General features: G+C 42.3%; 16 protein-coding genes. 3 read left to right on the plus strand and 13 right to left on the minus strand.

Annotated features, from left to right (window positions below):
• Positions 1 to 317: 317 nt before the first annotated feature.
• From yidD to MKZ09_RS24285, 3 genes are all read right to left on the minus strand, one after another.
• On the minus strand, positions 318 to 581 hold the full coding sequence (gene yidD / locus MKZ09_RS24275) for a membrane protein insertion efficiency factor YidD (protein ID WP_036682893.1): 264 nt from the start codon (positions 579 to 581) through the stop codon (positions 318 to 320).
• Positions 582 to 583: 2 nt separating this feature from the next.
• Positions 584 to 1,045: a Fur family transcriptional regulator gene (locus MKZ09_RS24280; RefSeq protein ID WP_036682896.1), complete on the minus strand. Its 462-nt coding sequence runs from the start codon at positions 1,043 to 1,045 to the stop codon at positions 584 to 586.
• 225 nt (positions 1,046 to 1,270) lie between these two features.
• Positions 1,271 to 3,508 (minus strand): copper amine oxidase N-terminal domain-containing protein, encoded by a 2,238-nt coding sequence (locus MKZ09_RS24285; protein WP_076134510.1) that lies wholly within the window; start codon positions 3,506 to 3,508, stop codon positions 1,271 to 1,273.
• Between the two features lie 346 nt (positions 3,509 to 3,854).
• Between MKZ09_RS24285 and MKZ09_RS24290 the strand changes: the two genes are divergently transcribed.
• Genes MKZ09_RS24290 through MKZ09_RS24300 form a run of 3 tightly spaced genes read left to right on the plus strand, consistent with a single transcriptional unit; the run spans position 3,855 to position 8,183 of the window.
• The gene (locus MKZ09_RS24290) at positions 3,855 to 5,624 is read left to right on the plus strand and encodes a sensor histidine kinase (protein WP_076134511.1); all 1,770 of its coding nucleotides are present in this window, start codon (positions 3,855 to 3,857) and stop codon (positions 5,622 to 5,624) included.
• A 12-nt stretch (positions 5,625 to 5,636) separates the two neighbouring features.
• Complete coding sequence (locus MKZ09_RS24295) at positions 5,637 to 6,881, plus strand: response regulator (protein ID WP_076098633.1); 1,245 nt, start codon at positions 5,637 to 5,639, stop codon at positions 6,879 to 6,881.
• Between the two features lie 18 nt (positions 6,882 to 6,899).
• Positions 6,900 to 8,183, plus strand: coding sequence for an ABC transporter substrate-binding protein (locus MKZ09_RS24300; protein WP_076204927.1), 1,284 nt, complete (start codon positions 6,900 to 6,902; stop codon positions 8,181 to 8,183).
• A 73-nt stretch (positions 8,184 to 8,256) separates the two neighbouring features.
• On the opposite strand, the gene MKZ09_RS24305 is transcribed toward MKZ09_RS24300, so the two are convergent.
• From MKZ09_RS24305 to pflB, 10 genes are all read right to left on the minus strand, one after another.
• Positions 8,257 to 9,852 carry an ABC transporter substrate-binding protein gene (locus MKZ09_RS24305; RefSeq protein ID WP_076204930.1) on the minus strand — a complete coding sequence of 532 codons (1,596 nt, stop codon included), beginning with the start codon at positions 9,850 to 9,852 and terminating at the stop codon, positions 8,257 to 8,259.
• Positions 9,853 to 9,946: 94 nt separating this feature from the next.
• Entirely contained in the window at positions 9,947 to 10,909 is a 963-nt protein-coding gene (locus MKZ09_RS24310) for a carbohydrate ABC transporter permease (protein WP_081387086.1), read from the minus strand.
• A gap of 15 nt (positions 10,910 to 10,924) precedes the next feature.
• On the minus strand, positions 10,925 to 11,902 hold the full coding sequence (locus MKZ09_RS24315; RefSeq protein WP_235219484.1) for an ABC transporter permease: 978 nt from the start codon (positions 11,900 to 11,902) through the stop codon (positions 10,925 to 10,927).
• 904 nt (positions 11,903 to 12,806) lie between these two features.
• On the minus strand, positions 12,807 to 13,598 hold the full coding sequence (locus MKZ09_RS24320; RefSeq protein WP_076134515.1) for a response regulator transcription factor: 792 nt from the start codon (positions 13,596 to 13,598) through the stop codon (positions 12,807 to 12,809).
• Positions 13,576 to 15,429, minus strand: a complete 1,854-nt coding sequence (locus MKZ09_RS24325) for a cache domain-containing sensor histidine kinase (RefSeq protein WP_076134516.1) — start codon at positions 15,427 to 15,429, stop codon at positions 13,576 to 13,578. The genes MKZ09_RS24320 and MKZ09_RS24325 overlap by 23 nt, the downstream gene beginning before the upstream one ends.
• Positions 15,430 to 15,457: 28 nt before the next feature.
• Positions 15,458 to 16,288 (minus strand): carbohydrate ABC transporter permease, encoded by an 831-nt coding sequence (locus MKZ09_RS24330; RefSeq protein WP_036682912.1) that lies wholly within the window; start codon positions 16,286 to 16,288, stop codon positions 15,458 to 15,460.
• A complete protein-coding gene (locus MKZ09_RS24335) occupies positions 16,288 to 17,172 on the minus strand; it encodes a carbohydrate ABC transporter permease (RefSeq protein WP_036682917.1) in 885 nt (294 codons plus the stop codon). Before MKZ09_RS24335 ends, MKZ09_RS24330 begins: the two co-directional genes overlap by 1 nt.
• 128 nt (positions 17,173 to 17,300) lie before the next feature.
• Positions 17,301 to 18,707: an extracellular solute-binding protein gene (locus MKZ09_RS24340; protein ID WP_036682919.1), complete on the minus strand. Its 1,407-nt coding sequence runs from the start codon at positions 18,705 to 18,707 to the stop codon at positions 17,301 to 17,303.
• A gap of 436 nt (positions 18,708 to 19,143) precedes the next feature.
• Positions 19,144 to 19,881: a pyruvate formate-lyase-activating protein gene (pflA, locus tag MKZ09_RS24345; protein ID WP_036682920.1), complete on the minus strand. Its 738-nt coding sequence runs from the start codon at positions 19,879 to 19,881 to the stop codon at positions 19,144 to 19,146.
• 216 nt (positions 19,882 to 20,097) lie between these two features.
• Positions 20,098 to 22,359: a formate C-acetyltransferase gene (gene pflB, locus MKZ09_RS24350; protein WP_036682923.1), complete on the minus strand. Its 2,262-nt coding sequence runs from the start codon at positions 22,357 to 22,359 to the stop codon at positions 20,098 to 20,100.
• Positions 22,360 to 22,598: the final 239 nt, after the last annotated feature.

The following is a 22,598-nucleotide window of genomic DNA, read 5'->3' on the forward strand; positions in this document are numbered from 1 at the left end:
AAAACTCCCGCCCCCATAATGGGGCGAGAGTATAACTCACGCGATACCACCCAAATTTCCTGTCCCTTCACAGAGCACAGGCTTCGCCAGTTCCCTCCCGGGAACTGTCCATTAACGCTGGAACACGCTGCTATCTTACGTGAACCTCAATTGCAGTTCCCGCTCGAACACAGTTCCTCCCGGACCATATTCAATCTAACGTTCCATACCGGATTTCAGCACATTCCAGCTCTCTGTAATGGACGTAACGATTTACTTATCCGTTCTTCGGAATTCATACTATTACTTGTGAATATACCCAAAGGTAAGGCCCCATGTCAAGTCGCAGGGGCAGAATCCTTCTCAGCAGATTCATCTTGAAGAGGCGGCACAGGATCAAGTCCTCCAGGATGAAAGGGATGACATCTGGCAATCCGCTTAGCTGCAAGCCATGAGCCTTTCAGTGGACCATGAACTTCAATGGCTTCCAGGGCATAGGCGGAGCAGGTTGGATAGAAGCGGCAGGTTGCAGGTTTAATAGGGGAAATGTACCTGCGGTACACCCGAATAGGCGCCTGAATCGTTCTGCGTAGGGTCACCATTTCTAAAGTCCCTTTTGTTTATCTGATGCTGCAACTAATTCTTCTTCCCGGTTCTCTTCACATTCTTTGCAATAACCGAACACCTCAAATTTATGCTTGACTACCCGGAATTGATCGGGTGTATCCGTTAAATTCATCGGGCAGAAATTAATCGGGTAGGTCTTTTGGCATTGAAGGCAGATCATATGATGGTGATGATCCTGATGATTGCAGCTTCCCTTGAACTTCACTCCGTCTTCAAAGACAATCTGTTCAAGCACACCAAGCTCTTCCATTACACGAAGATTGCGGTACACCGTATCAAAGCTAAGTCCGCTATACTTGCGGCCCATATGCTCATATACATCCTTCGCTGACAAATATCCCTTATTCTCGCCGAATAACTGGGCAAGCGTTTTGCGTTGGTCGGTGATTCGCAGTCCTTGCCCCGACATGACTTCTAATATTTGTTCTGTCGACAGCATACGCTCATCTCCCATAAGATCAGTTCATTTATATTTCACTCTCTTAATAATGCCCCAAAATAAATGCCCCGTCAATGAAGCACCATGAAGCCCCCCTACGCAACCTCTGAATTATTATATTTAAACAAAAGCCCGGCTCGTATTCCTTTACGGAATATTCAGCCGGACCTTTATTGTAGTCAATTCCCCAATAGAGCTTATAGGGATTAGGTATATTTCTATTTGTTATTTCTTTGCTGGAAGTGGAGTGATGAGGAAATTGACCGGCAAGTTACTGCCTGAGGCTGCTGTGAACAAAATCTCCACAGAACCGCCATACTCACCACTACGATAAACCACACTGTTCATGTCAGCATTCGAGAGACTTCCCACGCTTGGCATATGCACGATTTGGTTATTAACCATAACCGGCCCCATATAGTTACCGCCACGTGGATTAAACGTAATCAATGAGTTTGGTGCAACATTTTCGAATCTGATCTTGTATAATACCCCGAAATTACCGGCATTGGATGCTTCCGTACCTGCCATTGGGTCTACGCCAGCCAGGTTCTTATCACTGGAATTATCGCCTAGCAGAAGTTTTGCAGGAGTTTTTCCTACCTCATCGGTAACCGTGATAATACGAGTAGAATCTTCGTAAGTTCCCCGATTATGCACTCCGTCTCGATCCAGAACTGGAAGTGTTGGAAGTGTAGTCAGTGGATCTTTATTCGCATCAATCAACATGACATTATAATCGATTGGATAATCACTAAATAAGTCCGCTTGCAGTGAAACAATTTCACTTGGTTTCATAGCAATTTGGTTTAGATCCGTCAGAATTGAGACACTTTCCCCTGGTTGCAGAACAATCGTTTTATAATGCTCATTTGTAAGCATAGATTTCCAATAACGTTCTACAGACATTTTACCAGTACCTTCAGGATATGTGCTTGGGCCTGCAAAGCCCACATATTCGGTTGTAAGCGTCGTTGGGTACAGATTGTTATTCGTAGCAATCACATACACTTTAGCTTTAATATTCAGGTTATTCTTGTGGTGAATCAAGAAGCGTGTTTTACCTAATGAAGTCTCACGGTAAGTAACACCTTCTGTATACACCGTTTCTGGACTGTTACTGCGAATTAGTTTATAAGGCTCGGAAGAAAGATTATAAGCTACTTGCTGCCAAGTCGGAACCATTGATCCATCGATGCTAAACACACTGCCCGGAGATGCAAATAATCTGTTGAAATCTTCTTTACTGTACAAGATTTCATCCGAAATATTAACGGTTTTCTCAAAGGTGCTGATCGCGCCGTGTGAATCTTTTACTTGGACTGCAATTGTCGCTGGACCCGGAGTAAAGAAAGCCTCTGCTTTGTTCGTCCAAGTTACGGTAATTTCATCACCATCAGGATCGTTACTTAGATCGGTATAAGTAATCATTTCACCCATCTTGTATGAATCCTTGTCTGTAGTGAAATTAGCAACTGGAGGTGTATTAGGTTTAAGCACTGTGATGGTCATGGTGTAAGGATCACTCCACTGTTGATTCGCATCCATTACAGAATAGGTTACTACATAATATCCTGGTTGATCATAGATATCCTGCTTGTTACCTCCCCAGCTTTCATCCACAATAGCTACACCATTTGGTGACGAGCTGGAGGTTACGAAGGTCACTGGTTCACCGGCGTAAATTTCAGTTGGCACGGTGAAGGAAGCTTTAGGTTTGTTGTTTAATGTAAGAATTACTCTTTTTTGCACATTGTCAACGGTATAAGGAATGCCCAGTGCCCCAGTTATAGATGTCAAAGGAACCATGAATGTACCCTTGTATTGGTAAGCAGGACCTTTCATTGTCTTCTTTACGCCATTAACTGTATAGACCTTGCTGTCGGTCTTAAAGCGCATAACGTCGCTTCCCTTGGTAACAATGGTTTCTTTCGTTTTATAATCATAAACGTATTTCACGCCTACACGTTCTACCATAGCCCGGATCGAAACGTAGGATACGCCGTTTTTCACTGCCATAGGCTGATTAGCCAAATATTCCTGGCCGTTCTGATACATTTTGTTGCTGTTCATCATAAGGATCAGTTGATTGCTAGCCGCAGCACGAGCACCATCTGTTGTTGTAGTAGGATCTGTAGTAACTCCAGGTGTTGCAGTTGGAAGCGGTGTTGCAGTAGGTGCAATTGTTGCTGTAGGTTCAACAGTAGCCGTAGGATCAACTGTCTCTGCAGGAATTGGAGTTGGTGTTGGTGTCGGTGACACTACTCCTCCTGGCGTCTCCGTCGGCAATGGCGGCAATGGATCAGTAGATTCTGGCATTACCTCCGGCGCAGCAGAAACAACTGTCCCTACTACAGTAGTATTACTTGGGGTATTATTGACAGCTTCAGCAAAAGCCGGCACTGCCGCGGCGGCCTGAGATACGGCCAAAACAGCAACTAACGTTAACTTTTTCAAATCCATGATATAACTCCTCTGCTCCTATTTGTAAATATAAGTAGGTCTCTGTCTTTTTCATACTCCTCTTATATTCCCCGCAAAATGCTGCCACCCACGGTAGGGCGGCAAAAAGCTTTTGCCACGATCGTCATAACAAACATAGTATTAGACGCATACCACCATAAAAAGTTTCATTATTAAGTAAAGAAAGATTAACGCTGTATTAAATAATGTTGGACAACCACGCTGTTCCCCCTGAAAAAAATGAGATTTTTTCTATAAATATGTTTATTTTTCGTCTGACTATATTCGCTTTCATTTGCTTTTGTTACAATGTATGGAAGAATATCTTTTACATGCGAGGGATAACATGTCCAAAAAAATCTCCATCCTCGTTCAATTAATCATGGGCTTCTCTCTAATCATCTTCACCATCGTAGGATTCACCATTTTTTTGTCCTACCGCTCTTCCTCTCAAGCTGTTTTAAACCGCTCCAACCAATATATCCTGGAATCCGTCAAGCAACTTCAAGGTAAAATGGACGCAATTCTTCAGGATAATGACAAGCTTTCTTCTACGATCATGTTCAGTCCCTTGATTCAAGAAACCTTGGGAGACTTAGCGTTGTCACGTTCACCTCGTACAGACGCCATGGAAATTACTCGTTACATAGATCAACAGACACGTTCCATAAACTCTGACATCCAGTTCAAGCTGCTCGGGCTGTCCGATGATCAGGTGTATACCAACAGCAGTTCCTTAAAGGTCATATGGGACAGCGAAAAGGAAATCCGCGATGCTTATTGGTTCCCGGCTATAGCACAGAATAAAGGCCGAATGGTCTGGTTCGGTGTAGATGTATGGCAGAACGGTAATATCCCTGTGGTGATGGGAGCCAGACAAATTAATGATTGGAATGATCTAAACCGGCTAGGAACCCTGTTTCTTGTCCTCCCTGTCGAGGTTATCCATAACGCTGTCAGCCAATTTCACCTCGGCAAAAACGAGAAAATCCAAGTTGTTGATTCATTTAATACCATTGTCTATTCCACAGATCCAAAAGAAATTGGACTTTATATGAACGACGGGCTTCTAAAACAATTCAGCAATCATAAAGCCAGAATCGTTCCACAAAAAATAAACTCACGCAATCTGTTCGTATCCTATGCCTATTCCGACTATAGCGAGTGGAGCGTTTTTGCTTACATTGATTCTAAAGACGCTGTTAAAGATTTAAATACGATTCGCCGGAATATTATTCTAATTGGCCTGCTGGGGATGGGTGCTGCCCTACTATTCACTTTCTTTTTCTCTTGGACCCTATCCAAGCCCCTTCGTAATCTGGCAACCAAGCTGAGCAATGTCGAACGGGGAACTACTTTACCTTTTGTAAAAACAACCATGAACAAAGAAATGGCTATCCTTTATTCAAGCTATAATTCGATGCTCCAAAACCTGGATCATACTATCGCTGACCTATCCAGCAAACAAATTAGTGAAAAGCAAGCTCAGATCGTAGCACTCAAAGCGCAATTCCGCCCGCATTTTCTTTATAACACTTTGAATACAATCTATTGGTCGCTCGCCAACAAACGCATGCAGGAAGAGTCCCAAATGGTACTCGCTCTAAGTGACCTGCTCCGCTATAGTATTGACCGCGGATCCGAATTCGTTACAGTTGAGGAGGATTTAAAGCAATTAGAACGATTCATTTTTCTCCAGAAGCTGCGCTACGAGGACAAATTGCAGATTGATCTTTTTGTAAATCCTGAGGTTATGAATGGCCAGCTTATGAAATTAACCCTTCAGCCACTTGTCGAAAATGCCATTACTCATGGACTTGAACCCACACTTCGGGAAGTATGGCTAATTCGCATACGCGCCTATAGTGAAGGAACATCTCTGGTGTTAACTGTAGAAGACAACGGGGACGGCATGAGCGAGGAAAGTATGGCAGACGCATTAGTCGGCGGTGAGGTTAATCCGGAGAAGCTGCTTCATACCGGAATTGGACTATCTAATCTAAATCATCGCATAGAGCTAATCTACGGACAGGAATTTGGTCTACAGCTATCAACAAGCGAGCTTGGTGGCTTATTTGTGAAGGTCACTGTTCCATTACAGTATGATCAAAGTTAAGGGGGCACAACGATGAATGTGTTAATCGTGGACGACGAAAGTTTTGTTCGCCGTTCTCTGTCAGAAATGCTGGGAAGTGCGAATCACAACTTTAGCATTATTGGCTCGGCAGAGAACGGTTTAGAGGCTGTGCAATTGTTAAAAGAGCATATGGTTGATCTGGTGATATCCGATATACGAATGCCCGGCATGGATGGGCTGGAACTCGCAAAGCATATCCATGAATGTTATCCAGACACTGAAACCGTGCTGCTCACAGGTTATCAGGACTTCACCTATGCCAGTCAAGCCATCCGTTATGGTGTAAAGGAATATTTGGTTAAACCAAATTCAGTAGAACATATTCTTGAAGTCGCTACAGGTGTATATGAACGTCTTCAATTGAAGAAACAGCAGAGGCAATTAACACAGCTGAGAGAAAAAAACCTTCGGGAGAAACGCTTATCTGATCTTCTTTACGGCATCCCGTTACCCTATTTTGAAGAACAACTTATTCCTCCTTTTCATTCCTTTGTAGTCGTAACCGTAAACCATCTTGGAGTGGGCATGCCACAGAACTGGTCGGAACAAGCCATGTATGCAGCGGTTATAAATATATTAGAAGAATGTTTTGCGCTGTATGCCAACGTTGTTGGCATTCAAGAAGAGCAGGAAGCCATCATGCTATTATTCTATCCTCTTGAGCAGCCTAACGGCGTTGATGAGGTATTGACACAAGAGCTGCTGCATAAGCTGTCGGGCATTCTGAAATCGCCATTCTGTGCAGGGGTCTCTAACCCTCACTATCAATTGGGGGCACTCGCGACCGCCTATCATGAGAGTCTGGAAGCTTGTCAGCAGGTCAAAAAAGAGAGTACGCCATCCGTTATCTTTTTCAGAGACCTCTCCATGCATTCGGCTTCTCCACAGCTCGCTGAACAACTACAAGTAAAGGCAACACGCAGGGTAATCTCTATGATGATTGAGGTTATGAATTCCCGGCTCCAAGAAAATCTCTCCCTCAAAATGATCGCGGACGAACTGTATATGAATCCTACCTATCTCGGCCGATTGTTTAAAGATGATGTAGGGGAACCTTTCTCTAGCTTCCTTACCAAACTTCGTATTCAAAAAGCTATTGAATTATTAGAGAATGTTACTCTCAAGGTATATGAGGTTAGCGAATTAGTAGGCTTTAAGGATCCTGCGTATTTCAGCCTTATTTTTAAGAAATACATGGGGATGACTCCTCAGGAATTTCAGAAGCACAACAAATAAAGCAGAGGTGTGTTTCTCTTGAATGTAAATGGTAAGTTGATTACTGTCCTATTAACATTTGGCTTGTTACTTAATACAAGGGGTTGTCAGCTCTCCCCTTCCAAGGAAGATACCGCTTTACAAGACCCGATACAGCTGAACATCTGGCTCACTGCTGGATCAGGTCTTGAGTCACTCATTGACCAATATCAATCCCAGCATCCCGAGCTAGAGATTCATATTCAGACCTCCACCTCCACGCAGCTTCCAGCCAAGCTACAGACCTCATTCGCAGCTGGATATAGTTCGCCGGATGTGGCTGCCATTGATATTAGCTATTTGGATCGCTTCAAACAGTTTCCTGATTATTTTTATAATCTAAACACTTTTGATGCTGACAATCTGAAGGATCAATTTCTGAATTGGAAGTGGCAGGAGGTGCTGGGTAATGATTTTATTTTTGGATTACCAACGGAAATCGGTCCCTATGCCATGTTATATCGAACGGATATATTCGCATTATCAGGCCTCCCTACTAAACCAGAGGAAGTGGCTAAAGAAATCCAAACTTGGGATCAATTCCTCGAAGCGGGCACCAAAGTACAAGAGAGAACAGGAAAAGCTTTTGTAAATGACTTGGAGAACCTCTATCTCACCCTACTACGTCAGTCCAAGCTTCAATATTACAGTCCCACAACGCAAGAATTAATCCTTGACAATAATCCAGCGGTCAAACGAGCCTGGGACTTCTCGATTCAAGCTCTTAAGCTGAATCTGTCCGCCAGTATTGCAGTGGATACCCAACGCTGGGGTGCAGGCCTGCTCAACGGAGATTTTGCAGTCATGCTCTGTCCGGCTTGGATGATTGGTCATATCAAGAGCAGTGCTCCAACAGCCAGCGGTTTATGGAATGTAACACAAATCCCAGAAAACAGTGCTAATCGCGGAGGCTCCGTTCTGACCTTACCAAAGACAGGTAATCATCCTGATGAATCCTTTGCTCTTATTAAATGGCTGACCGAACCAGCGCAGCAATTGGTTTCTTTCAAGGTACAAGGGGCTTTCCCTTCCACCCCCGAAATCTATGATGACCCAGAGATCCACGATCTGCACGATCCCTATTTTCCTAATTCAGAGCTTGGTCTGACCCTTTCGTCAGCAGCAAAAGCAGTAATTCCGACCTACTACGGCCCTCATCACGCTGACGTGGAGACAAGCATGCTCGAATACTTGACCAAAGCTGAAAAAGGCGAGCTAACTCCTGAACTGGCTTGGACCCTTGCTGTTCAAGCCGCAAAGCGAATAGACAGCTCCTTCCGCTAAGTAATATCATAAAAAGGCTCTCCCCGGCTAAATCAGCCTGCCGGGGAGAGCCTTTTTTTAATTCATTTTCGCTTTATTTTTGCGCAGCCAGGAAAGCATCCAGCTGTTTTTGTTTCTCTGCAATAATCTTATCGAGCCCTGCCTTTTTCAGCTTATCAGCATACTTAGTCAGTACAGTATCAGGGTCAACAGAACCCGTATCCAAACTGATGTCGTATTCATCCATTACAGCTTTACAAGCAGCCATTTCAGTCTTCATTGAGGAGGCATCGAAGTTGAAACCAAGAGCTACAGAGGCTTTACCTTTTGAGTTAAAGGCTTTGAATTGTTCCCATTTGTCTGGAGCTTCACTTTCCCACACAGGGTTCAGGAATTGACTTCCAAGCATCCAAGCTGCAGCCGTATTATAATCAGCTGTTTTATCTGTAGCTTTGATCGTATCACCACTTACGACTTCATAGTGCACACCTTTTATACCGAAAACAAGCAGATTGTTGATATCTTTATCTGTGTGCAGGAGATCTAAAACCATCATAGCCCGGGCCGGATCACCAGAGGAAGCAGAGATCGCAAGCATCGATCCAGCAGCATCACTTGTAGAAATCGTTGGATCATTGAATGCAATTTGTTTCAGCTTGCCAACCAATCCGGTAGCGTTAGCCAGCTCACTATCTTTACCTGGTTTAAGCGATTGCACTGTCATAAAGACATTGCCAGCCTTCATTGCATCCTGAGTCGAATTCGTAGCAACAGCTGCGTCTTTGTTAATGTAACCTTTCTTCATATACTCACGAGTAAGTTTAATGATTTCTTTATAACGATCCATCTCAATCATCGATTGAATCTTAGTATCTGAGGAATCTTTAAGCAGAACACCAGGAATGGCAGCATCACCAAGGGTATCGTATTGTGCCATGTATTGTGAGTTAAAGGTCTCACCTTGTTTGAAATACAATGGAGTCAGGTCAGGTCTTTTCTCCTTCACTACTTTGAGAACTGCATCCAGATCTTGAATGGATTTCACATTCGACATATCGATGCCCAGTTCATCCGCAATATCGGAGCGATAGACAACCCCACCTTGTGCAGCCAGCTCCTTGTTTGTAGGAACAGCATAATTCACACCATTGATCGCTGAACCTTTTAAGAATTGTGGATCCAGATTTTTTAGAATCCCTTGGCCGTATTCATTTAGGAGATTACCATATTTGCCGCTATCGTCATTAATCGGGAGATAAGCGCCTTTAGCTGCATTCGTTACATAGTTCTTCCATTGAGCTGTAAAGATGATATCGAATTTTTCCTGACTCGCAATTTTCAGATTGACATCATTGTCCCATGGACCCCAATCGATCGGTGCGATATCCAATTTGGCGTTGATTTTAGGTTCCAATAACTTATTGATTTCATCTTCTACAGCTTTTTCATCCTTTTGCACTGCACCGACATAAATTAACTTGACGGTATAAGGCTCCAATTCTTTTGCCGGTTCGGCAGTAGGATCTGCGGCTGGCTCATCCGTAGCAGCATTGGTAGCGGTTGCATTTTCACTTGGAGCAGGTGAAGCTGCTTCATTATTCCCGTTATTCCCACCGCAGCCTGCTAAACTAAGACTCAGTACCATCGTTAGCAATAGTGTCATTAGTGCGCTTTTTCTAACAGCTTTCATATACACCATAACCTCCCTCAAAATATTTATATATGCTGAATCGGCCGTTCACACCTTAGCATAAAGCGGCCGAATTAAGCCATTACAATCGTCCTTAACCTTTGACAGCACCCACGGTAAGCCCTTTAATAAAATACTTCTGGAAGAAGGAATATACAAACACGATAGGTCCGATACCAATAACAGCCATCGCCATTCTTACCGTTTCTGTTGGAATATTGATTTCTACACCCTGTGCAGCCAAGGCAGCCATCGCCTGAGGACTTGCAGTCAGGAACTGAACATTCAGCATCGTCTTATACATTAGGTATTGTAAATTTACATGACCTTCGGGTGAGATAAAGATCAAACTAAGGTACCAATCATTCCAATAGGCCAAGGTCTGAAACAAACCTACTGTAGCTAACACTGGCATAGACAAAGGCAAAATAATTTGAACGAAGATCCGGAATTCTGGCGCCCCATCGATCTTAGCAGATTCGATTAAAGCTGGCGGTATGGTATTGGCAAAAAAGGTCCGTAAGATGATAACAAAGAAAGCAGAAACCAGCAGCGGCATAATTAGAATCCATAACGTATCCTTCATATGCATCATTCGCGTGTAGACCAGATACCAAGGCACAAGGCCACCATTAAACAACATTGTAAAAAACATAAAAAATGAGAAGAAATTACGATGTGGAAAATCTCCACGTGAGATAGGGTAAGCATACATAGCCATAATGATAAGACTCAGAATCGTGCCCACCACAGTCACAAATAACGAAACGGAAGCTGCATCGATAATTTGCCAATAATCTTTTAACAGAAATTCATAAGAAGAAATATCCCACTTGTTAGGAAAAAAGCTGTAGCCGTTCTGGATTACGGAATTCTCGTCCGAAAACGATACAATAACTACGAGGATCAGCGGCACCACACAAATCGCTGTGTATATCCAAAAGAATATATTAATTAGCAAATTAGATATATTAGATATTTCATTGGGTTGTCTTTGCCGTTTTGTGCGCTTTCCTGTACGCCGTGACGACCCTAATGCTGTTTCTGTCTGGCTCAACACTCCCACCTCCCTTTAAAATAAAGCATCATCTTTACTGATTCGCCGCACTGCAAGATTCGCTAAGAAAATCAATAGAAAACCTACAACAGATTGAACGAGACCCGCGGCTGATGACATTCCTATATCACCGATTGCGAGGAAGGTCTGATATACATAAGTGTCGATAACCTGTGTCGTCGAGTATAACGCTCCTGCATTTCTCGTAACCTGAAAGAATAATCCGAAGTCTGCGTTAAAAATCCTACCTATCTGCAGCAGCGTCATTACTATAATAACTGGGCTGATTAGCGGCAGTGTGATTTTTCGAATCTGCTTCCATTTAGAAGCTCCATCAATTAGTGCAGCCTCATAATATTCATTATCTATTCCAATGATAGCGGCCATATAAATAACCGTTGTATAGCCAATCTCTTTCCAAATCTTAACAATTACTAGAATCCCAGGCCAATATTTGGACTGCGAATACCATTCGATAGGATCCACCCCAAAGAACGGGAGTAATGTCTTGTTCATAAACCCATGCTCTGCACTCAGAAAGCCGTATACTAAGTAACTTACGACGACCCAAGAGAGAAAATAAGGGAGAAACATAGCGCTTTGATGGAATTTCGATAGCCATCTGCTGCGCATTTCGTTAAACATAATTGCAAAAGCTAGTGAAAAAAATAGCGTCAGTATAATAAACGCTGTATTATACAATAACGTATTCCTCGTAATGATCCAGGCCGTCTCCGTTGAGATTAAATATTTGAAGTTTGCTAACCCGACCCAATCACTACCCAGAATCCCTTTTTGGTAATTGATATCCTTAAATGCAATTACCGTTCCTAACATCGGTATGTAGTTATTGATGATTAGAATCACTATCGCAGGTAACATCATCAAATAGAACACCCAATATTTCTTCATTACTCTAAGAAAATTCGGCGTTCTTCCCCTGCCTGGTTTCTTTACTTCTGACAAGCTGACGGAAGGATTCGTCACACTCATTTTTGGTTCCCCCATTCTCCATCATCCCATTCTTAAGCCCCAATTACTCTTGCTTGCCTAACGTTTTGTGTATCCTCCTTACACTCTAATTAAAACATATGATAATTTATGGGAGTATAGGGAACATATTATATTTCTATAAAAAAAGAGACGATTATCCTCGAAAATCGAGGAAAACCATCTCTTCAGCCTCTAAATAGAGGCAAAAAATTTAATTAATCATAGCTTATGTACCTTAATCGCATTTATCACAACCAAGATCTGATCGATAATCTTTACTCTTTATCACAGCCAAAGGCTGATCGATAATCTTTGTACTTCATCACAGCCAAGGGCTGGTTGATAATCTTTGTACTTCATCACAGCCAAGGGCTGGTCGATAATCTTTGTACTTCATCACAGCCAAGGGCTGGTCGATAATCTTTGTACTTCATCACAGCCAAGGGCTGGCCGATAATCTTTGTACTTCATCACAGCCAAGGGCTGGTCGATAATCTTTGTACTTCATCACAGCCAAGGGCTGGTTGATAATTCCAGCCTTAGATTAACTAGGCAATCATTCCTTGTGTTCCCAGAGAGGCCCACATCCACAGGTGTGGGACGGCCCCTATACTACTACGAAGAGGGGTGAGGGAGAAGGAACGGAGAGGAAGTTTGGAACTGTAGGAGCGTAGCGTTCGCCTTTATCCTCGGATTTCAACCGCTAACAGCGGTTTCTAATTAAGAAATCTGAGGATAACAGCGACCGGAAGTCCAAACATTCCTTGTAGCGACGCTAACCTCACCACTCAGCAACAAACATTCCTTGGAGCGACGCTAACCTCACCACTCAGCAACAAACATTCCTTGGAGCGACGCCGACCTTGCCACTCAGCAACAATCATTCCTTGGAGCGACGCCGACCTCACCGCACTTCGGTCCGGCATCGGTCGCGGTACTCCTTAGGCGACATCCCTGTCTGCTTCTGAAATACCTTGGTAAAATAACGCCGCTCCTGATAACCAACTCCGGAGCCAATCATCGTAATACTCTTATCACTGTTAGTTAGCATAAACTTAGCAGCTTCAATTCGTTGTAGGGTCACGTATTCCACGAAAGTCATAGCAAAACGATTCTTAAATAAGAGACAGAAATAACTGCCACTAATCCCGATCTTATTCGCCACTTCCTCAATCCCAATATCAGAATGGAGATGTTCTGTGATGTACTTAGCTGCTTGGTTCATCAGCTGATCCGGTGTTTTTTTGCCAGAGTCATCTTCACCTTCAGGGATTTCCTGAAATATTGGAATGCTATTATACAGTTTATTCTTAAACTGCTTACTACGGATCTTAGCCCCAATCTCCCGTACCTTATTGCCAAGCTCTTCATAATGTATCGGCTTACAAATATACTCTTTAACACCTAGCCGAATCGCTTCCCGTGCATAATCAAACTCCTGATACCCGGTAAGAAGCAGCACCTCGCTATCCAATCCCATCTCCCGCAACTTACCGATAAAAGTTAACCCGTCCATCACTGGCATACGGATATCACATAACACAAGATCAGGCTGTTTCTCCTCGGCAATACGCAAAGCATCCATCCCGCTTCGCGCCATACCGACAACCTCCATCCCCATCTCCTGCCAAGGTAACACCCTGTTCAGATTATTCAGAATTGGGGCTTCGTCATCAACCAATAATACTTTTAGCATAATGATCTTCCCCCTGCTCGTATTTAGGTATGACACATTGGATAATAGTACCATGACCTGGACTAGAACAGATAAATATTCCGTACCTGTCACCGTATTCAATGCGGATGCGATCTGCTACACTGCGAATACCAAGACCTCTGCGTTCAAGATTCATCCGGTTATCCCGTTCAACCTTAACTTCTTGCTCTACAGGATCATTCACAATATATTGAAAAATAGCCAACTGAGAAGGTGTAATACCAATACCATTATCTTCAATACGTAAAATCAAATCCCCCTGCTTCTCCCAAACTTTCACAGAAACATGACCTTTGTAATCAATGCCCTCAAATCCATGTTGAATGCTATTCTCTACAAGCGGTTGTAAAGTGAGTTTAAGGATACCGCAACTCATCAATTCATTCGGAATATCGATCTCGTATTCGAACAAATCTTCAAAGCGGAATTTTTGTATATCCAAATAATTGCGCAAATGTTTAACTTCTTCATCCAGTGTAATCTCTTCCCGATCCTGAATGCTGATTCGCAAAATACTGGCCAGCCTATAGACCATCTCACTAACTTTTTTGCCTTCATTCTGTATAGCGAGAACATTGATTGATTCTAATGTATTGAATAAAAAATGTGGTTTAATCTGTGCCTGCAGAACACGCATCTCAGCTTGATTCTTGCGACGCTGCTCCACATGAATTCTGTTAAACAACCCATTGATTTTATCCATAAGATCATTAAAACCCTTAGCAAGCAGCGTTAGCTCATCATTTCCTTTAACTTCTACCCTAGTGGTCAGATCTCCGTCTTCAACCCGGCGCATAAAACGAACAATGACAGCGATGCCGCCGGTAATCCGGTTCATAAAAAATAAATTGAAGATCACAGCTGCCAATAAGCAAAGGAAAATCACAGCGACGAACCAGCGAGCAAATACTGTAACTTCGTGAGACAGCGTATCCCAAGAAGTCACAGATACCAGACTCCATGGATAGTCCTTCAAGTGATACATGGAAAGAATGCTTTTCTCCCCGTTGTACTCTGTTTTGAAACTCTGAAACCCTTTTTTAAAGGTAATCTCTTTATCCGCGAAAGACTGGAAGTCCTGTCCATCCAGCTTTTGATCTGGGTCAAAAAGAATCATTCCATCATCATTTACAAGCATAAAGGATACATCCTGATTGCTATCCCCAATTTTTAGATTGCGAAATATGGATTCGAACTCCCAATTCTTGATCTGCACAACTAGGATACCTATGTTTTGAAAGAAGCTCAATTCCTTCACTAGCCGAATTTGTGTAAACACAGGTTCAGTACCCGTAAGCTCGGGATACTCGTGAGGAGCCAGCCATTTCGGCACACCATTCAAGTCCATAACTTCCTGGTACAAATCACTTTTTTTGAATGTATCATAGGGTAGTGTTCGGAAATTTTCCTTGTTAAAAAGCGACACGATTTCAGAGTTACCTCTACCGTTAAAATTGTACAAAAATGCATAGCTGATCGATGGATGATTAAACAACAGACTACGGAAATTGCGCTGGCTCGCATTAAGATTCAGTTGCTCAGCATCAGTCAAATCCTGGTTGTTAGGATCATCTGCACTAAGGGCCATATGAAATACCGAGGTAGCAATTCCGTTGTCTGTAACGTTATCCATATCTTTTAATACATTAGAAATACTGTAGCTAATCGCTTTAAGTGAGTATTCCGACTGCTGGCTGTACTTTTTTTCAATAGAATTATAAGTCACAAAAAACATAAGCATGCCTAGAATAAATAAAGGAATGATAATCAGGCCCAAAAATGCCGTAAATAATTTATAGCGCAAATTCATCGGCTAGTGCTCCTGACTGAGAATAAAGTTATCCTTTTACGCCGCCCGCTGTTACACCTTCAATAATTTTCTCCTGCAGAATAGCATAAATGATAATTACCGGCAGTACGCTGAAGACGATACCGGCTGACATTTGTGCATAGTTCATCTGGTATTGATCACGGAATTGGACCATACCTACTGGAAGCGTTCGCAGCTCGTCATTCGACAGGAAGTAGTTAGCTAGCAAGAACTCGTTCCAATTTCCCAGGAAATTAACAATGAATACCGTAACCATAGCCGGAACCGTTAGAGGTACAATAATTCTAGCAAAGATACCCGGTGCCTTCAAGCCATCCATGACCGCAGCTTCTTCTATTTCTCTAGGTAAATTTCGCATAAATGCTGCTAAAATAATGATGGTAAATGGAATCGCGTTGGCGATATAAGGAATGATCAACGCCCAGTGGGTGTTCAGTATTCCTAACTTACGTACAATCGTATAAATCGGCAGCATTAAAGCATTATTCGGAATGAGCATTCCTACTAAAACCAGTGAGAACAAAATAGTATTCCATTTTCCCTGTCGCATCCGCGTAACCGCAAAAGCAAACATAGACGCAAGCAGAATGGACACTACAGAGGCAAGGATCGAAATGTACAAACTGTTGAAAAAGTAAGTACTAATCTTGGCATTTACCCAAGCTTCCACGTAGTTATTGAAGACGAATTCCTTTGGGATGCCAAAAGGATTAAGCGCAATCTCATTATTATCCTTTTTCACAGATGAGAATAATACGAATAGGAAAGGAAACAGGATCACTAACAAATAGAATAAAAGGGCAATATGTGGCAGACTCTTTTTCAGGGCGCGTGGCATCAGTATTCAATCCTTTCTGTACGACGTGCAATCAGCAGCTGATAAAGGACTGTAACCACCAGTGTAAACGCAAAGATCAGGACAGCGATGGCATTTCCGTATCCATACTTAAAGTTCGTGATCGCATATTTAATCATGTATGTTGCCATTACATCGGTTGAACCTGCAGGTCCCCCCTTAGTCATAACGATGACGATATCCGCAGCTTTCATTGCTCCAGCAATCGATAGCATAATTACAACCGAGATGATCGGTACGATTAGAGGAAGCGTGATACGAGTAGCGCGTTGAAATCCAGTTGCGCCGTCAATGGCTGCAGCTTCATCCAATTCACCAGGAATAGCTAGAATCGCAGCTAGCACCATAACGATATAAAATCCAGTCCACTGCCAAGCATTCGTTAACAAAATAGAAAGCATTGCAAATCTTTCATCTGACAGCCAGTAAATAGGATTAATTCCTACTAGACTAAGGAGCTTATTAAAAAGTCCAATATTGGGCTCATAGATAAACCCCCAGAGAATACCGATAACCGCTGTAGACATAATGGAAGGCATAAAGACTGCTGTCTTATATAAGCCCTTTAACTTTTTCACATTAGAAATCAATAATGAAAAGAATACGATCAACGGTACCTGTATACATACGGAGAAAAGAATAAACCAACCGTTGTTTTTAACAGATATCCAGAATCGTTCATCTCCCAGCGCTTTCTCATAATTACTTAATCCGGCTGATTTAACCGTCTCCGATACACCGTTCCAACTAGTAAAGCTGTAATAAATAGAACTAAAAATGGGGTAAATGAAAAACATCGTGAACAATATCAATGCTGGAAGAACGAAAAGGAAAAATACCACTGGATTTCTTAATGCTTTATTCATGACTACCTCCGGTTGCTTTGACATCTGGCGAATAGTGAATGCTTCAGATCAAGTGCAAACACATATTTTCTTTGATTTTAAAAATGCACCCTGGATTTAGCACCAGGGTACATTCAGTTTGCAGCTATTTATTCAACTGCTGCGTTTGCTTCTTCTTGTACCTTTTGCAAAGCTTCGCCCATTTTCTCAGGAGTCGTCTGATCGCCAATCAGTTTTTGAATTTGAATGTTACTGATTTCTGTAGTTACATCAGCTTGAACAAGAGAGTCAAATGCTGGGAACGAAGATTGTGAGTTGTTAAGTACACCTACGATTTCGCTCATCAGATCATCAGTAATATTCTCATTCAATACGTTTTGGTCAATCTTCATTGCTGGCAATACACCATCTTCAACAAGTCCGCGCAATTGCATTTCTTCATTAAATAAGTTTTTAATAAATGATTTCACAGCAGCCAATTGACGTGGATCTTTTTCAGCAGATGCAGAGAAACCATAACCATTGTTCACATCGCGCATCAATGCAGTTTGGTCACCCGCTCCGCCTTCAACTGCTGGGATATTGAAGAATCCAACTTTACCGATCAAACCTTCGCCAGATTGACCCGTTTTAAATACGGAGGATTTCCAAGTACCATCATACAGCAGGATCGCTTCACCACTAGTGAATTGTGTTGTGTATTCAGCATATTCAAAGCCAAGTTCGCCTTTTTTGAAGTAGCCTTTATCAACCCATTCTTTGTATTTCGCAAATCCTTTTACTACATTTGGATCAGACCATTTAGCTTCGCCTGTTGCAAATTTAGCAGTTACATCCGGACCTGCATAACGTGACCACAGGTGGTTAGCTAACATAAGTGGTACCCAACCAGCTTTGGATGCACCAGCCAAAGGTACTTTTCCATCAGCCTTGATATCAGCCAATTGTTGTTCCAATTCAGCAAATGTTGTTGGAGCCTTCCAGCCCTTGCTTGTATAGTATTCTTTGTTATAGAAGAAGCCTTCACCAGAACCACCGATTGGCAATCCATAGATTTTTCCTTCATAAGTGAAAGGATCCAGATTTGAGAATTTATCCTTAATTCCAAGTTCCTCAAGAATTGGAGTCAGGTCAAGTAATTTACCTTCTTTAGCATAGATCTTGGAGTCAGGGCTACCGAACAGATCGAAGATTTCCGGTGGATTACCGGCAGCCATTTCGCCACGCAATTTTTCTTTACGGTTTACATCTGAATCTACCCCATCGAGTTTAAAGGTGAGACCCGGTACATCCTCTTGTACCTTGTTAACTACTTCTTCGAGAATAGCCAGACGTTTCTGCTTGTCTGCACCGATTTGAGTGTGACGAATCGTCATTTCAAATGGCTCGTTATTTACCGGTTCTTCTGTTGCTGGAGCATTTGTAGCGGCTGAGTTCGTCGCGGTAGCGTTTCCATCTCCTTTGTTAGAAGACTCATTGTTGTTGCCTCCGCAACCAGTCAGTAAAGCTGATGATACGAAAATCAGGGACAATAGCAAAGTCATACTTTTTTTCATTTCTTGTGACCCTCCCTATATATTGATGTGCTTTACACTTCTTATTATAGAAAACAGACTTCATTATCGTAAGGTTAAGATTCATCCACTATAGGGATAAAAATCTCTAATGTAAGCGGAATCAACTACATAATAAGTTATATTATCTAACACAAAAATGTTAATTCACTTTATGTATTTGTTTTTTTCATCACAAAACTTTGTTTTTCTTTAAAACATGTAATGAAAATATCTAATTAGTCATATTACCTGACATATTCATTTATTATCTACCCCATTAACCACGTGTAACTATAGCATGTCTTTATTAGGAATAGTATAAAATTCCCCCTCAAGGGAGCTTTATCCCCTCCCTTTTTTACTTCCTCATAACAAAAAAACGCACCTTCAGTGATCAACCACTGAGGGTACGGTCTCTCTTAAAAATAGCTATCTATTATACCAATGCCGTTTGCTTACGACCTTCTTCGACCAAGCGATATGCCCGTTGCACTTCTTCTTCTGTTGGAGAAGGCACTCCATCCAGTTCATAAGCTTTGCCGAGCATTTCCCATTTATAGATACCCATCTGATGATAAGGTAAGATTTCGAATTTCTCGACGCCATTTAAGGTTCCAATATAACGACCTAAGTTAATGAGATCCTCTTCACGATCATGAATACCAGGAACATATACATGTCGGATCCACATCTTACGATTATGGTCTGAGAGCCAGCGTGCAAGCTTCAAAGTTCGATCATTGGATTTACCGGTTAACTTGATATGCGCTTCTTCATCAATATGCTTCAGATCAAGCATAACCAAATCTGTAACGTCCAATAAGTCATTAATCTTGTCACCTTCGTTGTAGCCATTACTATCTAAAGTGGTGTGCAGATTCCAACGCTTCTTCACTTCCGTGAATAACTGCTTTACAAATTGCGCCTGCAAGGTTGGTTCTCCACCGGATACAGTTAACCCGCCACCGGATGAACGATAGTAGTTTATATATGGCTCGATCTCCGAAAGTACTTCTTCTAGAGTCATTTCTTTACCTTCATCTAAAGCCCAAGTATCAGGGTTATGGCAATACTGACATTTCAGCAAGCAGCCTTGCATAAATAAGACAAATCGAATACCAGGTCCATCAACGGTTCCAAAGGTTTCCAAAGAGTGTATGCGACCTTTAATCATAGGATGTCATCCTTTCGCCACGCCAGACTAACAGTCCCTTTTTCAACGATGAAGCTCCCTGTCCTTGAGACTGTCATATCCCTATATCGCGGCAATAAAATTTAAAATTTTAACAATTCTCAAACAAGATATTACCGCCCTTGAGACAAGGGCGGTATCTTCCTTGCAATTATTTCAATGTAGTACTAATTCAAAGATCTTCATGACAGGAACAAATTACATCGAACCGTGGAATGTACGGTTGATTACATCCATTTGTTGTTCACGAGTCAGCTTGATGAAGTTAACTGCATAACCGGATACACGGATAGTCAATTGTGGATAGTTCTCTGGGTGCTCCATAGCGTCCATCAGCTGTTCACGGTTAAATACGTTAACATTCAGATGCTGAGCGTTGTTATGGAAGTATCCATCCATCATGTGTACCAGGTTAGACTTACGGGAATCCTCGTCTTTACCAAGTGCCTTAGGTACGATGGAGAATGTGTTAGAGATACCATCTTGTGCATCGGAGTAAGGCAGTTTAGCTACAGAGTTCAGGGAAGCCAAGGCGCCTTTCTTGTCACGTCCGTGCATTGGGTTAGCACCTGGTGCGAAAGGTTCACCTTTCTTACGTCCGTCAGGTGTAGTACCTGTCTTCTTACCGTACACTACATTCGAAGTAATGGTCAGTACCGATTGAGTCGGCACAGAATCACGATATGTTTTGTTTTTACGGATCATAGTCATGAAGGTTTCAACCAATTCAACTGCGATGCTGTCTACAGCATCGTCATTGTTACCGTAGCAAGGGAATTCGCCTTCGGTTTCGAAGTCGATCGCAATACCTTGTTCGTTACGAATAGGTTTTACTTTGGCGTATTTAATTGCGCTTAGTGAGTCAGCTGCAACGGACAGCCCAGCAATACCACAAGCCATCGTACGCAGAATGTCACGGTCATGCAGCGCCATTTCGATACGTTCGTAAGAATATTTGTCATGCATATAGTGAATGATGTTCAAAGTGTTAACATAAGTCTTAGCCAACCACTCCATCATCGGTTTGAAACGTTTCATTACTTCGTCATAATCCAGATATTCAGAAGTGATCGCTGGGAATTCCGGTCCAACTTGTGCTCCGGATTTTTCGTCTATACCACCATTGATAGCATACAGCAATGCTTTTGCCAGGTTGGCACGAGCGCCGAAGAACTGCATTTGTTTACCGATACGCATTGGAGATACGCAGCAAGCAATTGCATAATCTTCACCCCAGTATGGACGCATTACATCGTCATTTTCATACTGAATTGCACTAGTTTCGATGGAAACCTTGGCACAATATTTTTTGAAGGCTTCAGGCAATTTTTCGGACCACAGTACAGTTAAGTTTGGTTCCGGAGCTGGACCCAAGTTGTACAGGGTGTTCAAGAAACGGAAGCTGTTCTTGGTAACACGAGTTGTTCCGTCTTCAGCCATACCACCGATGGATTCAGTTACCCATGTTGGGTCGCCGGAGAACAGATCATTATAGTCAGGTGTACGCAAGAATTTCACGATACGCAGTTTCATTACGAAATGATCGACGATTTCTTGTACTTGTTCTTCAGTCAAAGTACCTTCAGCAATATCGCGTTCTGCATAGATGTCCAAGAAAGAAGACACACGGCCTAGGGACATCGCTGCACCATTTTGCTCTTTAACTGCTGCAAGATACCCGAAGTATACCCATTGAGTAGCTTCTTTGAAGTTGGTCGCTGGTCTGGAAATATCCATACCATGAGCGGCTGCCATTTCTTTCAATTCGCCAAGTGCACGAATTTGCTCGGACAGCTCTTCACGCAAACGAATGATATCTTCAGTCATGGAATCAACTTCAAGCTCAGTTTGTTGTTGTTTTTTGTCTTTAATGAGGAAATCAATACCGTACAGAGCAATGCGGCGATAGTCGCCGATGATGCGTCCGCGGCCGTAAGCATCAGGAAGACCTGTAATTACGCCGGATTTACGCACAGCTCTCATGTCTGGTGTATATGCATCAAATACGCCTTGGTTATGCGTTTTGCGAATGTTCGTAAACATGTCAACGATGTTTTGTGGAAGCTCGAAGCCATAAGCCTTCGTAGCATCAACCATCATCTTGATCCCGCCGAATGGCTGGATGGAACGTTTGAAAGGAGCGTCAGTCTGCACACCTACAATTTGTTCCTTGTCTTTGTCAATGTAGCCTGGAGCATGTGAAGTAATTGTGGAGACAGTATCTAGGGAAACATCCCATACGCCGCCTCTTTCTCTTTCTTCCTTGCTCAATTGGGAAATAATCTTCCACAGTTCAGTTGTGTTACTAGTAGGTCCTACGAGGAATTCTTCATTTCCCTCATAAGGCTTAATGTTGCTTGCGATAAAGTTGTTAACGTCAACTTTTCTGGACCATTTACCTTTTGTAAAACTTCTCCAACCGGATTTCACTTCTTGTACATCTTTTTCAATCACCGACATGCTAAATCCCTCCATCTATATTTATAATATTTGTAGAGATCGCGGGCTTGAAGGTTGATCCCGTGTCTCGTGATCCCAAGAAAGATATGGTTGTTCGAAAATTCACAATCATTGTTCCATGGATGGGACCGTTGTTTATATAAACATTTTAGTTTATTTTCTATAAATAGACTGTGACAAATATCACCTTTCGGGTGATATTTGTCACTTATATCTAATCCACAACCATCCTATTATCT

Origin of the sequence: Paenibacillus sp. FSL R5-0908 (genome assembly GCF_038006245.1) — a bacterium.
Taxonomy (GTDB): domain Bacteria; phylum Bacillota; class Bacilli; order Paenibacillales; family Paenibacillaceae; genus Paenibacillus_AQ; species Paenibacillus_AQ odorifer.

What these genes read in the sequence shown, in the direction of transcription:
- yidD (WP_036682893.1), bottom strand. Translation starts at nt 581, where the DNA reads ATGGTGACCCTACGCAGAACGATTCAGGCGCCTATTCGGGTGTACCGC.
- MKZ09_RS24280 (WP_036682896.1), bottom strand. Translation starts at nt 1,045, where the DNA reads ATGCTGTCGACAGAACAAATATTAGAAGTCATGTCGGGGCAAGGACTG.
- MKZ09_RS24285 (WP_076134510.1), bottom strand. Translation starts at nt 3,508, where the DNA reads ATGGATTTGAAAAAGTTAACGTTAGTTGCTGTTTTGGCCGTATCTCAG.
- MKZ09_RS24290 (WP_076134511.1), top strand. Translation starts at nt 3,855, where the DNA reads ATGTCCAAAAAAATCTCCATCCTCGTTCAATTAATCATGGGCTTCTCT.
- MKZ09_RS24295 (WP_076098633.1), top strand. Translation starts at nt 5,637, where the DNA reads ATGAATGTGTTAATCGTGGACGACGAAAGTTTTGTTCGCCGTTCTCTG.
- MKZ09_RS24305 (WP_076204930.1), bottom strand. Translation starts at nt 9,852, where the DNA reads ATGAAAGCTGTTAGAAAAAGCGCACTAATGACACTATTGCTAACGATG.
- MKZ09_RS24315 (WP_235219484.1), bottom strand. Translation starts at nt 11,902, where the DNA reads ATGAGTGTGACGAATCCTTCCGTCAGCTTGTCAGAAGTAAAGAAACCA.
- MKZ09_RS24320 (WP_076134515.1), bottom strand. Translation starts at nt 13,598, where the DNA reads ATGCTAAAAGTATTATTGGTTGATGACGAAGCCCCAATTCTGAATAAT.
- MKZ09_RS24325 (WP_076134516.1), bottom strand. Translation starts at nt 15,429, where the DNA reads ATGAATTTGCGCTATAAATTATTTACGGCATTTTTGGGCCTGATTATC.
- MKZ09_RS24330 (WP_036682912.1), bottom strand. Translation starts at nt 16,288, where the DNA reads ATGCCACGCGCCCTGAAAAAGAGTCTGCCACATATTGCCCTTTTATTC.
- MKZ09_RS24335 (WP_036682917.1), bottom strand. Translation starts at nt 17,172, where the DNA reads ATGAATAAAGCATTAAGAAATCCAGTGGTATTTTTCCTTTTCGTTCTT.
- MKZ09_RS24340 (WP_036682919.1), bottom strand. Translation starts at nt 18,707, where the DNA reads ATGAAAAAAAGTATGACTTTGCTATTGTCCCTGATTTTCGTATCATCA.
- pflA (WP_036682920.1), bottom strand. Translation starts at nt 19,881, where the DNA reads ATGATTAAAGGTCGCATACACTCTTTGGAAACCTTTGGAACCGTTGAT.
- pflB (WP_036682923.1), bottom strand. Translation starts at nt 22,359, where the DNA reads ATGTCGGTGATTGAAAAAGATGTACAAGAAGTGAAATCCGGTTGGAGA.